General features: G+C 66.6%; 11 protein-coding genes, 1 pseudogene and 1 riboswitch. All 12 genes and pseudogenes read right to left on the reverse strand.

What is annotated here, in order from left to right; all coding sequences use genetic code 11:
- Positions 1–41: 41 nt before the first annotated feature.
- On the reverse strand, positions 42–791 hold the full coding sequence (locus ABIE56_RS17975; protein WP_429245167.1) for an adenosylcobinamide-GDP ribazoletransferase: 750 nt from the start codon (positions 789–791) through the stop codon (positions 42–44).
- Positions 788–1,327 carry a histidine phosphatase family protein gene (locus ABIE56_RS17980; protein WP_429245168.1) on the reverse strand — a complete coding sequence of 180 codons (540 nt, stop codon included), beginning with the start codon at positions 1,325–1,327 and terminating at the stop codon, positions 788–790. The genes ABIE56_RS17975 and ABIE56_RS17980 overlap by 4 nt, the downstream gene beginning before the upstream one ends.
- Entirely contained in the window at positions 1,324–2,367 is a 1,044-nt protein-coding gene (gene cobT, locus ABIE56_RS17985) for a nicotinate-nucleotide--dimethylbenzimidazole phosphoribosyltransferase (protein ID WP_429245169.1), read from the reverse strand. The genes ABIE56_RS17980 and cobT overlap by 4 nt, the downstream gene beginning before the upstream one ends.
- The gene (gene cobU, locus ABIE56_RS17990; RefSeq protein WP_429245170.1) at positions 2,364–2,885 is read right to left on the reverse strand and encodes a bifunctional adenosylcobinamide kinase/adenosylcobinamide-phosphate guanylyltransferase; all 522 of its coding nucleotides are present in this window, start codon (positions 2,883–2,885) and stop codon (positions 2,364–2,366) included. The genes cobT and cobU overlap by 4 nt, the downstream gene beginning before the upstream one ends.
- Positions 2,882–4,339, reverse strand: coding sequence for a cobyric acid synthase (locus ABIE56_RS17995; RefSeq protein WP_429245171.1), 1,458 nt, complete (start codon positions 4,337–4,339; stop codon positions 2,882–2,884). The genes cobU and ABIE56_RS17995 overlap by 4 nt, the downstream gene beginning before the upstream one ends.
- The gene (gene cobD, locus ABIE56_RS18000) at positions 4,336–5,316 is read right to left on the reverse strand and encodes a threonine-phosphate decarboxylase CobD (protein ID WP_429245172.1); all 981 of its coding nucleotides are present in this window, start codon (positions 5,314–5,316) and stop codon (positions 4,336–4,338) included. Before cobD ends, ABIE56_RS17995 begins: the two co-directional genes overlap by 4 nt.
- Positions 5,309–6,217, reverse strand: a complete 909-nt coding sequence (gene cbiB / locus ABIE56_RS18005; RefSeq protein WP_429245173.1) for an adenosylcobinamide-phosphate synthase CbiB — start codon at positions 6,215–6,217, stop codon at positions 5,309–5,311. The genes cobD and cbiB overlap by 8 nt, the downstream gene beginning before the upstream one ends.
- On the reverse strand, positions 6,214–7,548 hold the full coding sequence (locus ABIE56_RS18010; protein ID WP_429245174.1) for a cobyrinate a,c-diamide synthase: 1,335 nt from the start codon (positions 7,546–7,548) through the stop codon (positions 6,214–6,216). Before ABIE56_RS18010 ends, cbiB begins: the two co-directional genes overlap by 4 nt.
- Positions 7,545–8,174 carry a cob(I)yrinic acid a,c-diamide adenosyltransferase gene (cobO, locus tag ABIE56_RS18015; protein WP_429245175.1) on the reverse strand — a complete coding sequence of 210 codons (630 nt, stop codon included), beginning with the start codon at positions 8,172–8,174 and terminating at the stop codon, positions 7,545–7,547. Before cobO ends, ABIE56_RS18010 begins: the two co-directional genes overlap by 4 nt.
- The gene (locus tag ABIE56_RS18020) at positions 8,171–8,752 is read right to left on the reverse strand and encodes a hypothetical protein (protein WP_429245176.1); all 582 of its coding nucleotides are present in this window, start codon (positions 8,750–8,752) and stop codon (positions 8,171–8,173) included. Before ABIE56_RS18020 ends, cobO begins: the two co-directional genes overlap by 4 nt.
- Before the next feature lie 21 nt (positions 8,753–8,773).
- Positions 8,774–10,654 (reverse strand): TonB-dependent vitamin B12 receptor, encoded by a 1,881-nt coding sequence (gene btuB, locus ABIE56_RS18025; RefSeq protein WP_429245177.1) that lies wholly within the window; start codon positions 10,652–10,654, stop codon positions 8,774–8,776.
- Between the two features lie 120 nt (positions 10,655–10,774).
- Positions 10,775–11,007: riboswitch (cobalamin riboswitch) on the reverse strand.
- Positions 11,004–12,098: pseudogene (locus tag ABIE56_RS18030) on the reverse strand (acyltransferase family protein); the annotation flags it as partial. It overlaps the preceding riboswitch by 4 nt.
- Positions 12,099–12,317 lie beyond the last annotated feature (219 nt).

Here is a 12,317-nt window from a genome sequence, read left to right on the forward strand (position 1 = left end):
CACAGAAAAAAGCGCCCCATGAGGGCGCTTTTTTTTGCCTCCTACAAAAGCAGGGCGATGAGGGTGGCGGCTTCGATGAGTTCGACCATGGCACCGGCAGTATCGCCGGTGAAGCCGCTGAGGCGCTTCATGCAGGCACGGCGCCAGAGGAAACCGACCAGCAGCGCGGCGATGAAGGCTTTGGCGCCGGCGTAGCCAAAGGCGAAGGTGCTGAGGATAGTCAGCAGCACGGCTATCTGGCAGCCGAACGCCGGCGCGCCACGCAGGGGCGCACCCAGGCCGTTATTGCGTACGTAGGGCGTGGTGAGGAACAGGGCGACCAGCGCGCCGCGCGCGAGTAATGGCGGCAGGAGCAGAGCCCAAGGGAGGGGACCGCCAGCGCCGATCGCGGGCAAGCCCGCTCCTACAACAGCGGTTAGCGCTGCGAACTTGACGAGGCTGACCACGATCAGGGACATCACGCCGGCGGGGCCGCAGCGGGGGTCCTTCATGATCGCCAGCGTGCGTTCACGATCGCCCATGCCGCCTATCCATGCGTCGGCGCTATCCGCCAGGCCATCCAGGTGTAGCGCGCCAGTTACCACGACCCAAAGCGTAAGCATCACCGCAGCAGCAGGGATCGCGGGCACATGCTGCAGGCACCAGGCGGCCATCACGAAGATCAGGCCAAGCACTGCACCGACTAACGGATACCACTTCAGCGAGGCCGCCTGCGCCTGCACGTCCCACGCCACTTTGGGCATCGGCAGGCGCGTGAGAAACGCAAAAGCGATAACGGCCGCGCGCATCACCTGCCCCAGGCTACGGGGTGAAGTGAGGCGTGCGGCACATCAAGGCTGGCCATGTCGCCGAAGGCGCGACGCTCGGCCACGCAGCGCAACAGCCGAATGGCACCGCCGTGGGTCACGACCAGCACACGGGCGCCACTGGCGTCCCGGCATACGTCGTCCATCGCCGCAGCAAGGCGCGCGTGGAAGGCCTCGAAGGTCTCCGCGCCGGGCGGCGGGTGCGCCACCGGATTCGCCCAGAAGCGGCCGAGTGCGTCGCCCTGCTCTTCCGCCAGGGTCTCGATGGGCACACCCTGCCACTCCCCGAAGTGATACTCCGCAAAGCGCGCATCGAGGCGCAATGGCACGCCGCGCGCACTGGCCAGCTCTTCGGCGAAGCGCGCGCAGCGCGCCATCGATGACGACACGATGCGATCCCATGCCAGGCCTTCGACAGCTGCACGCAACTGAGCCCAACCGAGCTCAGTCAGCGGATCATCCAGTTGCCCACGGTAGCTACGCTGGCCGGTATCGCCGTGGCGCAGCAGCTCGATGCTCATGCTTCGGATACCCCAGCCTCCGCGAAGGTGGCCATGGAACCGTGCAGCGTGCACGCCATGCGCAGCAGCGGCACCGCCACGGCAGCGCCGCTGGCTTCGCCAAGGCGCATGTGCAGGTCGAGCAGCGGCGAGGCCTGCAGTGCATCCAGCACGCGACCGTGGCCACGCTCATGCGAGCGGTGCGCGAAGATCAGCCACGGGCGTGCATCCGGGCGTAGCGCCACCGCGGCGAGCGCGGCCGTGCTCGCGATAAAGCCATCGACGAGCACCGGAATGCCGCACTGCGCCGCCGCGACAAATGCGCCGGCCAGGGCCGCGATCTCGAAGCCGCCGAAGTGGCGTAGCATCTCGCGCGGTGATTCGATGGCGCCATGAACACGCAGGGCATCGGCAATCACGGTGGTCTTGCGCGCAACGCCCTGCTTGTCGAGGCCGGTACCTTGGCCTGCGAGTGCTTCTGGCTTCTCGCCCAGCAGCGCGCACGCAAGCGCGCTGGCTGCGGTCGTGTTGCCAATCCCCATGTCGCCGCCGATATAGAGCTCGGTACTCGCAGCCGCGGCGCGCGCGACGCTGCGAACCCCGGCATCCAGCGCCGCGTCGAGTTCGTCATCGGTCATGGCTGGTACGTGGCGCAGGTTGGCCGTGGATGGCGCGATGATCTCCCTGCGCACGCCTTCGATCTCGCCCGGATCGTTGACCGTACCCAGGTTCACCACTTCGAGCGTTGCGCCCAGCTCACGCGCGAGAACGGCGATGGCGGCGCCACCGTTGGCAAAGTTGCGCACCATCTCGCCGGTAACCGCCTGCGGGAATGCGGAAACACCTTCCGCCGCCACCCCATGGTCGCCAGCGAACACGGCGATATGCACGCGATCCACGCGCGGCCGCTTACGCGATTGCAACGAAGCCAGCTGGATCGCCAGCGCTTCGAGCCTCCCCAGCGACCCCGGGGGCTTGGTCAGGGTGTCCTGCCGTTCGGCCGCCGCGGCGGCGGCCGCGTGATCGGGGACGCGGCAGGGCACGGTCATCCAGCGTTTCATGGCAACGTTCCTTTCATCACGAGGGGGAGCCCCGCGGCCACGAACACCACGCGTTCGCAGGCAGCGGCAAGGGATTGATGCAGGCGCCCAGCTTCATCCACGAAGCGGCGCGTGAGTTCGCCCATGGGCGTAATGCCAAGGCCGACCTCGTTGCTGACAAAAACGATGTCATGCGGGACATCGTTGACCGCGGCAAGCAGCGCGGCGTGCTCCCGGTCGAAGTGGGCGCCGTCATTAGTACCAAGCGCATTCGACAGCCACAGGGTCAGGCAGTCGACAAGCAGCAGGCGCCCGGTTGAAGCATGTGCGCGAAGGACCGCGCCGAGCGCCAGCGGCTCCTCGATGCAAGCCCATGCCGTCGGCCTGCGCGCGCGATGGTGAGCGATGCGCCCTGCCATTTCGCCATCGAGCGCCTGTGCCGTGGCGATGTATGTCACTTCTTTCGCGCTTTCGCGTGCAAGCCGCTCGGCCAGCGCGCTCTTGCCCGAACGCGCGCCCCCAAGAATCAGCGTCTTCATCGATCCAATCCAAACCATGCCGCGAGGCGGCGGGTATCCATGTGTGTATCAAGCGCGTCGGCAATCCGGTCGATCGACGCATCACGTAACGCATGGATATCGAGCGGCGCCGCATCGTCCAGGCCCGCATGGCGCAGTAATGCAGCCAGCGCATCCGGGTGATCGAACACACCGTGCAGGTAGGTTCCCATGACCAGGCCATCCGCAGACACGGCGCCATCATGTTTGCCGATTAACGTCATCGGTGTTTCCAGCGCGGGACCGGAAGACGTGCCGCAATGAATTTCGTAACCGCTTACGCGTGCACCGCTGGCGGCGAGCGTGCCTTCGACCCGGTGCAGGTGCTTGTGCGTACCCATGGTGGTTTCCATGTCGAGCAGGCCAAGGCCTGCGCTGGATCCGGCCGTGCCTTCGATACCGTCGGGATCGTGCACCGCACGCCCAAGCATCTGGAAGCCGCCACAGATGCCGATAACCTTCCCGCCGTAACGGACGTGGCGAAAGATCGCCTTGTCCCACCCGCGCTCACGAAGCCACGCAAGGTCGGCACGCGTCGACTTCGAGCCCGGCAGCACCACCAGGTCGCACGGCGGGAACGCATCGCCGGGACCGACGAAAACGCAATCCACGTCGGGATGCGCGCGCAGTGCATCGAAATCATTGTGGTTGCTGATACGCGGGAGGGCGGGAACGGCCACGCGCAAACGGGCGTTATCACGGATAGCGCGCGAACGGGGGAGCGCATCTTCGGCCTCCAGCACAAGGCCATGCAGGTAAGGCAACACGCCAAGCACAGGCTTACCGGTCTCGCGCTCCAGCCAGTCCAGGCCCGGTTGCAGTAATGCCAGATCGCCACGGAACCGGTTGATCACGAAGCCAACCACGCGCTCACGCTCGCGCGGTGACAGCACGGCGAGGGTGCCGACCAGGTGAGCGAACACGCCGCCCCTGTCGATATCCGCCACGAGGATGACCGGGCAATCCACCGCCTCGGCATAGCCCATGTTGGCGATATCGCGCTCACGGAGGTTTACCTCGGCGGGGCTGCCCGCCCCTTCCACCACGATCGCCTCAAAGGCCGCCGCGAGCCGTTCGTGCGACGCCAGCACGGCGCCCATGGCCACCCGCTTATAAGCGTGGTATCCCACGGCATCCATATTGCCCACCGGGTGGCCGTGCACGATGACCTGGGCACCCGTGTCGCTGTTCGGCTTGAGCAGCACCGGATTGAAATCGGTGTGCGGCGGCACACCGGCCGCCTGCGCCTGTACCGCTTGCGCCCGGCCGATCTCACCGCCATCCACCGTGACGGCAGCGTTGAGTGCCATGTTCTGCGGTTTGAACGGTGCGACCCGCACGCCGCGCCGGTACAGCCACCGGCATAGCGCCGCCACCACCGTGCTCTTGCCCGCATCGGAGGTACAGCCCTGCACCATGAGCACCCGAGCCGTCATGGAAGAATCTCCGCGAGGACGCTGGCAAGGTGCCCATGCGACACGTCGTCGGGCGGCAGGCCGAAACGCAGTGCGGAAGGCTCGTTGAACAGACGTACAAGCACACCACGGCGGGCTAGCGCCTCGAACAGGCCAGCGGCATCCGGATGGGGGCAATACTGGAACAGATCGGTACCCCCGGCGGGCTTCAGCCCCGCACGTTCGAGCGTGGATCCGAGCCATGTGCTCTCCTGCTTCAGCCTGCGGCGCATCGCGTCCTGCCATGCGGTATCGCAAAGGGCGCGGGCCACGGCATAGCGTGTGGGCCCACTCAACGCCCAGGGACCCAGTTGTTCGCGCAGGGCATCGAGCAGCCCGGGCCACGCGGCTACAAACCCGGCACGTGCTCCCGCCATCCCGAAAAACTTCCCAACGGAACGCAGGAGGATCATGCCGTCACGTGGTTGCAGGAATGCGTCCGCCCGCGTATCACCAAACGCCTCATCCACGACCACCCAGTCAGGTTTCTGCTCGAGCGCGCGGGCGCGCGATCGGTGCTGCAAGAACGCACCCGGCACCCGCTCCCCCGTCGGATTATTCGGCGAGATAAAAACCACCACATCAAACTCGCCCGCGCGCGCGACCAGTGCCTCCATCGGCAGCAACGTGACGTCATGCCCCGCCTCCCGCCAGGCATGTGCATGCTCCGCGTAACCGGGCGCGAGCACTCCAACCCGTGACCTAGGCCGCAACCGTGGCAACGCCTGTATCGCCGCCTGCGTACCCGCGACCGGGAGCAGGTGCTCGCAGCCGTAGTACGCGCGCGCCGCGTCGAGCAGATCATCCTCGTCTTCCGGCAGGCGATGCCACGCTTCAGCGGGTATGGCGGGCACGGGCCACGCGTGCGGGCTTACGCCCGTGGAGAGATCCAGCCAGCGGTCGCGCGGGATGCCGTAGTGCGCTGCCGCGCGTGCGAGACGTCCGCCGTGTTCAAGCATACGTAGCAATCCCAACCAGTAACGCAATGAAAAGCCAAACAACAACGCCGCGGTCCACGAGGCGAAGCGCGGCGCGGATGCTCGCTGCACCCGGCTTATCACCCTCGCCCAGCACGGGTCGGTCCTGCCACTGGCCGTGGTACGGGGCGGGCCCACCCAACGCGACGTGAAGTGCGCCTGCTCCCGCCGCCATCACCGGTCCCGCATTGGGGCTCTTCCAGTGAGGCGCCTGCGTGCGCCAGCAACGCAGGGCCCCATCGACATGTCCCACCACCGCGTACGTCAGCGCGGTCAGGCGCGCGGGTACGAAGCCCAACAGATCGTCAGCCCGCGCCGCAGCCCACCCGAAGTGAAGGAACCGCGGCGTGCGATAACCCCACATGGCATCGAGCGTGTTGGCCAGGCGGAACAGCAGCGCGCCCGGCCCACCAAGCAAGGCGAACCAGAACAGCGCGCCGAACACCGCGTCGTGGCCATTCTCGAGCACGGATTCCGTTGCGGCACCGGCGACCTGCGATGCATCAAGCACGGTGGTATCGCGGCTCACCATCCACCCCACGGCGGCGCGCGCCGCCGCCAGGTCGCCGCTTTCAAGCGCATCGGCAATGGGGCGCGCATGTTCGCCCAGGCTGCGCCGCCCTATCGCGGCATAAAGCAGCACCACATCCAGCACGAACGCAAGCCACGCGGGAGCGACCCGACGCATCATCACCAGTCCGGCGAGGGGCACGAGCACGGCAACGCACCAGGCAACCGCGCCGGCTATGCGTGTGTCCGCGTGCAGGTGCCGTTCGAGCATGCCAGCGAAGCGGCCATAGGCCACCAGCGGATGCCAGCGCTTCGGCTCGCCAAGCAATGCATCCAGGCCCACACCAAGCCACAGGGCAAGCGCCGTGCTCACGGCAGGAACAGGCGCGCCGCGGCGTCCGGGTTGGACGGGAAGTAGAAGTGCACGAAGCTTGCGGTCATACGTCCGCGACGATAGACGGCTTCTGCTGTCGGGCCGCCGTTCGGATTCGTCGCCATCGCGATGGGTTCCGCCGCGATCGTAGCGCGAGCGTAATGGAACGAATGGCCGCGCAGGTCACCCTCGGGCAGCGAAACGGCCTGCATGCCGAGTGCCGCCATACGCGGCTGCATCGCGGCATGGCCGCCCAGCAGCCCGGCGAGGGACGCCGTTTGCCCGTCGCGATCAGTGAGGCTATCCAGCGCGTAGAGCAGGCCGCCGCATTCCGCGAGCAACGGCCGCCCTGCATCCACATGGGCGTGCAAGGCTCCACGCAGATCGTCACGCGCCGCTAGCGCGGCAAGATGCAGTTCGGGGTAGCCGCCCGGCAACCACACGGCATCGCACATCGGCAGCGCATCGCCGGCGAGAGGCGAAAAGACGATGACCTCTGCACCGGCGCGGCGCAGCACATCGAGATTCGCCGGATACACAAAGGCAAACGCGGCGTCGTGCGCCACGGCGATGCGCACGCCCGCAAGCGAGATGCCTGGGGATGCGAACGCGGCAGGCTCGAACGGCACGGGCGGCGGCAGTTCAAGCGCGGAACGCTCGGCGATGGCATCGGCCAGGGCGTCGAGGCGCTCATCGAGATCACTCAGTTCATCGGCGGCGACAAGGCCGAGGTGGCGTTCGGGTAGCGATATGGGTCTCTCGCGGGCCGGATCGCGCGCAAGCGCGCTCCTACAGGGGACGGTGTCGCGTGGGAGGGTGCCGTACCATGCGATGGAAGCCGGCAAGCTCTCGCGCAGGAGTCTGGCATGGTAGTCGCTGCCTACGCGGTTGGCGAGGACGCCCTGCACAGTCACGTCATCGCGGTACGTCGCCAGGCCGTGTGCGAGCGCGCCGAAGGTCTGCGCCATGGCGGAGCCATCGATCACTGCCAGCACGGGCAGACCGAAGCGCGCAGCAAGGTCGGCGCTGGATGGCGAACCATCGAACAGGCCCATCACCCCCTCGACGAGGATGAGATCGGCCTCGCCAGCCGCGTCGTACAGGCGCGCGCGCACGTCGTCCTCGCCGCCCATCCACGTATCCAGCTGGTAAACCGGTGCGCCACTCGCACGCGCCAGGATCATCGGATCGAGGAAATCGGGCCCGGTCTTGAACACACGGACGCGCCGGCCAACGCGAGCATGGGCACGGGCAAGGGCCGCGGTGACGCTCGTCTTGCCCTGCCCGGATGCGGGCGCGGAAACCAGCAAGGCAGGGCAGTAACGGGTCACAGTTCGATACCCTTCTGTGCCTTGATCCCGGCCTGGAACGCGTGTTTCACGACGCGCATCTCGGTCACGGTGTCGGCAATAGCCACGAGATCATCCGGCGCGCCACGCCCGGTGATTGCCACATGCTGCCGCTCCGGCCTGGCCAGAAGCGTTGCCACAACGCGGTCCAGCGGAATGTAACCCTTCACCAGGGCGATATTCAGCTCATCGAGCAACACGTAGTCGTACGTGTCATCGCCAAGCATGCGCTCGGCGATACCCCACGCCGCCATGGCGGCGGTGATATCGCGCTCCCGATCCTGGGTCTCCCAGGTATAGCCTTCGCCCATCACGTGGTAATCCAGTTCATCGCCTTCGAACCTGCGGAAGAAGGCCTCCTCGCCAGTGGAGAAGCTGCCCTTGATGAACTGTACGACACCGCAGCGGAAGCCGTGGCCTAGCGAGCGCGCCAGCATGCCGAAGCCTGACGAGCTCTTGCCTTTGCCATTGCCCGTGTTCACGACGAGCACACCACGATCGATGGTGGCCCGTGCGATGCGCCGGTCCACCAGTTCCTTTTTCCGCTGGGCCCGGTCCCGGTAGCGCGACGCTTCATCCATGTCGCGCCATTCGGGTTTATCCGTCATGCGTGGGCCGCGCCGCGGCCGCCCTCCTTCGGCAGGAAATGTGCGATCACGGCGTGGAGGACCTGGGCGGCCAGCACGTACAGCGCGGCGGCGCGAACGAACAAGGGGCCCCACTGCATGAAGCGCGCGACGTATTCCGTCATGTGCGGTTTCGTGTAACGACCGCCCAGCCAGTAAAACGCACCATTGGACACGGCGTAGCTCAGCGTGGCGCATACCACGATCCCGAGGAACACCAGGCCATGCGAACGCAGTGAACCATCAAAGCGCGGCGCGATCAGGCGGCCGCCGTACCAGAGCACGGCGTACGCGAGCGGCAGGAAGGAGTACGCCACGGTAATGCAGAAGTCGCTCACGCCCGCGTAGCTCACCGAATACCAGTCCACCAGTACGGCCAGCACCACGAAGCCGATGAAGGCCAGGTGCTTGCGCAGGTAGATGCCACCCAGGAAAAACAACGCCATGGATGCATCAGGCAGATGCAGCATGTCACCAAAATGATGGAAACGGGTGCCGATCATCACCAGCGCGAAGAGCGCGGCGAGGGCGGCGAACGCAGGACGGGAAAGCGGCTTCATCGTGGTTTCCTCCGGGACGGATCAGGAACGCGGCTGGTAACGGAACGTCAGCATCCAGTTGCGGCCGGGCTGGTTGAAATAACGCGCGGTCTCGTAATGGCGGTCGAAAATGTTCTTCGCCGACAGCTCCACGTTCCATGCGGTATCGATCGCATAGGCCATGCGCAGGTCGGTCAGTGCGTAGCCACCCAGGCGATGCAGGTTGGCCGTATCGTCATAGCGGTAGCCCGAAGCGAAAACGCTGGCACCGACGCTGAAGGCGCCGAAGCTGCGATCCAGGTCGACATTGGCGGTGCGGCGCGCGCGGCGTGGCAACAGGTTCCCATGGGTGGCATCGTCGCTGTCGTCTTCCGGCGAGAGCCACGTAGCATTGCCGCCCAGGCGCCAGTCTCCGAGCCTGGTATCGGCCGCCAGTTCCACGCCACGAATGCGCGAACGATCGATGTTGTTGGCGCCGCCGTACGGGAACAGTGGGCCGGTCAGGCTCGAATCGAACACGATCAGGTGATCGATGCGGTTCTGGAACGCATTCACCGACCAGTTGCCCCAACCCGGCGTGCCGCGCAGGCCCAGTTCCCAGTTACGCGAGGTTTCCGGCTTCAGGTCCGGGTTGCCGTAGTCGGGGTAGTACAGGTCGTTGAAGGTCGGCGCCTTGAATGCGGTGCCGTAGCTCGCGGTCACGCGAAGATCCTTCGTCAACGCGTAGCCGTACTGCAGGCTGCCCGTGGTCTTGCCACCGAACTGGCTGTTCTCGTCGCGGCGCACGCTACCCTGGATGGAGTTGTCGCCGAATTCCTGCTGCCACTGGGCGAACAGCGCGTGGTTACGGCGTGCATCCACGAAGTAATCCGTGCTGCCGACCACGCGATCGCGCTGCCAGTCGAAACCCAGTGTCGTGAGGCCCCAGGCGCCACCGACCTTGCCCAGGTCCGCCTGCAGCGAGGCCAGGTCACGGTGCGTATTGAACGTATCGGCGTAGACGCCGTTCTCGTAGTCCGTCGACAGATCGAGGCTGCGACCGACGTTCAGCGTCACCAGTGCGTCCTGCGCCGGACGGTAGCGAAGACGGCCGCCCACGGTCTGCGTCGCCGATTCGGCGTAGTTGCTGCTGGTGCCGTCGTAATAGTTGTGGCCTTCGCTGCGGGTGGCGCTGGCATCGGCATCCCACTGCTCGTCAAAGCGCCAGCCGCCCTTCAACGAGAGCGCATTGTTGCGGTAACCATCATCATCCGGCTCGTAGGTGTAGCAACCGCCACCGCCCGGGCTGGGCTTGCCGCGGCACGCGTTGATGCCATGGGTCTGGTCGTGGCTGGCTTCCACCGAATACCAGCCATTCGCGCCGCGGCCCGCGAAGCCGGCCGATCCGCGCAATGTCGACCAACTGCCCACGCCCACGGAAAGGTTCGGCACGAACGCGCCCTGCGGGTGGCGGGTAAAGATCTGGATCACGCCGCCCAGCGCATCGGAGCCATACAGGCTCGAGTACGGGCCGCGCACGATCTCGATCCGCTCGATCTGGTCGACCGGGATGTCCTGGAATGCGGCGGTACCGGAGGTCGCCGAACCGATCTTCACGCCATCGACGAGCACCAGCACGTGGTCGGATTCGGTGCCACGCATGAATACCGACGTGGCCTTGCCCGGGCCGCCGTTGTTGGCGATGGATACGCCCGGCGTGGTGCGCAGCAGATCGGCAAGCGAGCGCGGCTGCAGGCGTTCGATATCGGCGCGATCGATCACCGTGGATGCCGAGAGCACCTGGTTCAGGGTCTGCTCGGTGCGGCTGGCGGTGACGACGACCTTGTCCAGGTCGGTGGAGGGTGCGTCGTCGGCGTGGGCGACGACGGGAGCGGTCATCGCAAGAGCGATGGCCAGGGCGAGGCGGGACGAATGGAGCGACACGTTGTAGTTCCCTGCAGACCGCGCCTACCCGCGCGGTATTGGATGCGAGGGACGGACGTGGGCAAGGTGCAAGCGACGGCGAACGGAGTCGGGCCACCCGCGACCAGGGCCCTCCGCCTGTCCGGTGATACCACGTGGGCCGGTCTCCGGGCTCGCGAGCGCAGGGGTTACCTGCAAGGGCTGGCGCCTTCCCATGCCGCGAACGGCACAGTGGCTTCTGCCAGCCCCTTCAACTCGCCTACCGTTGCGGGGGCAGCTCCGGAATGGCGCAGGCACGCGGCCTGCGGGTCACCGGATTCCCGTTTCAATCCGCGGCGCTGGCGCCTTGGATCACCCTGGGTCCGCGTAGTGTAGCGGAACGGCGCTCGCGCCAACGCAAACATGGCCGTTCCACGCCGTAGTGCAGGGTTGCGCCCACGGCGAGCACCACCAGGGCGAAGGCGATGAAGCGCCACGCCGGATGGCCGTCCAGCCGCCCGTCCAGCAGGGCCACGGTGAGCATGAAGGCGCCCTTATGGCTGAGGTACAGGCTGTACGAGGCACGCGCCAGCCAACCCGCGCCAGGGATGCGCCACCGGGCCAGCCACGTACTGCCCGTTGCCATCCCGACGAAGCCGGCCATCGCAAGGGCCACGAGCGGGTAGCCGACTGCGTTCTGCCAGAAGCCGAGCCGGCTGCCGTCGAAGAACGCGATGCAGCCGGTGAGCAGCAGGGCCGATGCGCCCAGCAGCGCCGCACCCCGGCGCTGCCCCCAGGCAAGCCATGTCGGGCGAAACACCGCGCATGCCGCCACGGCCACGCCCGCAAGCAGGCCATCGAGGCGTGAATACGTGGGGTAGTACAGGTAACGCAGGTACATCGGCCCGATGGGGTCGCCGGCGAGGTCGAGCGGCCCCAGGTGCACCTGCCAGAGCCACGCACGCAGCGCGATGCCACCCACCACCACCGCTGCGCAGAGGAGGATGAAGCGCGTCGCCGTCAGCCGGCCGGCCAGGACGATCGCCAGCAGCGGAAACACCAGGTAGAAGTGCTCCTCCACGCACAGCGACCACACATGGGAGAAGGCATATCGCTGCGGCGCGTCGAAGAAAAGGTTGAACGTGAAGGTGGCGAACTGCCATGCAGGTTGCATCAGCGGGGTTTCACGCCACAGCGGCCACGCGAGGTACAGGCCCAGCACCACGGCATACGCAGGCAGGATGCGAAAAGCGCGCCGTGCATAGAACGCCTGCATGTCCAGCCGTCCCGTATCACGCAGGGCGATAAACGCCTGCGAACCGATCAGGTAACCGCTGAGCACGAAGAACAGGTCTACCCCCATCCAGCCGGAACGCTCGAGGACGCCAAAGTTTTCGCCCAGGCCGCCGATAAGGTAGCTGTGGAACAGCATCACCCACACGATGGCGATGGCGCGCAGGGTGTCCAGTCCGGGCAGGCGTGTCATGGGGTCAGTCCGTGGGGCGTGCTGCGAGAGTGGGGAGCGCATGCGGCGGCCTTCGGGCCGATCCGTGGCGTTTTGGGGGCGGTGCGCCAGGCCGGTGGGTCATCACGCCGGGCCGTGGGCAGCACGCTATGATCGTTTGCGCCAGGCAGACCGGGGGGCTTGCCGGCGCTAATGTGGGGATGCCATGCCAATCGGGATCATGTCTTCCGTGCCTTGCGG

The sequence above is a fragment of the Luteibacter sp. 621 genome (assembly GCF_050435445.1).
Lineage (GTDB): Bacteria > Pseudomonadota > Gammaproteobacteria > Xanthomonadales > Rhodanobacteraceae > Luteibacter.

Coding starts and splice junctions, on each gene's coding strand:
- ABIE56_RS17980 (WP_429245168.1), bottom strand. CDS start 1,327: ATGAGCATCGAGCTGCTGCGCCACGGCGATACCGGCCAGCGTAGCTAC.
- cobT (WP_429245169.1), bottom strand. CDS start 2,367: ATGAAACGCTGGATGACCGTGCCCTGCCGCGTCCCCGATCACGCGGCC.
- cobU (WP_429245170.1), bottom strand. CDS start 2,885: ATGAAGACGCTGATTCTTGGGGGCGCGCGTTCGGGCAAGAGCGCGCTG.
- ABIE56_RS17995 (WP_429245171.1), bottom strand. CDS start 4,339: ATGACGGCTCGGGTGCTCATGGTGCAGGGCTGTACCTCCGATGCGGGC.
- cobD (WP_429245172.1), bottom strand. CDS start 5,316: ATGCTTGAACACGGCGGACGTCTCGCACGCGCGGCAGCGCACTACGGC.
- cobO (WP_429245175.1), bottom strand. CDS start 8,174: ATGACGGATAAACCCGAATGGCGCGACATGGATGAAGCGTCGCGCTAC.
- ABIE56_RS18020 (WP_429245176.1), bottom strand. CDS start 8,752: ATGAAGCCGCTTTCCCGTCCTGCGTTCGCCGCCCTCGCCGCGCTCTTC.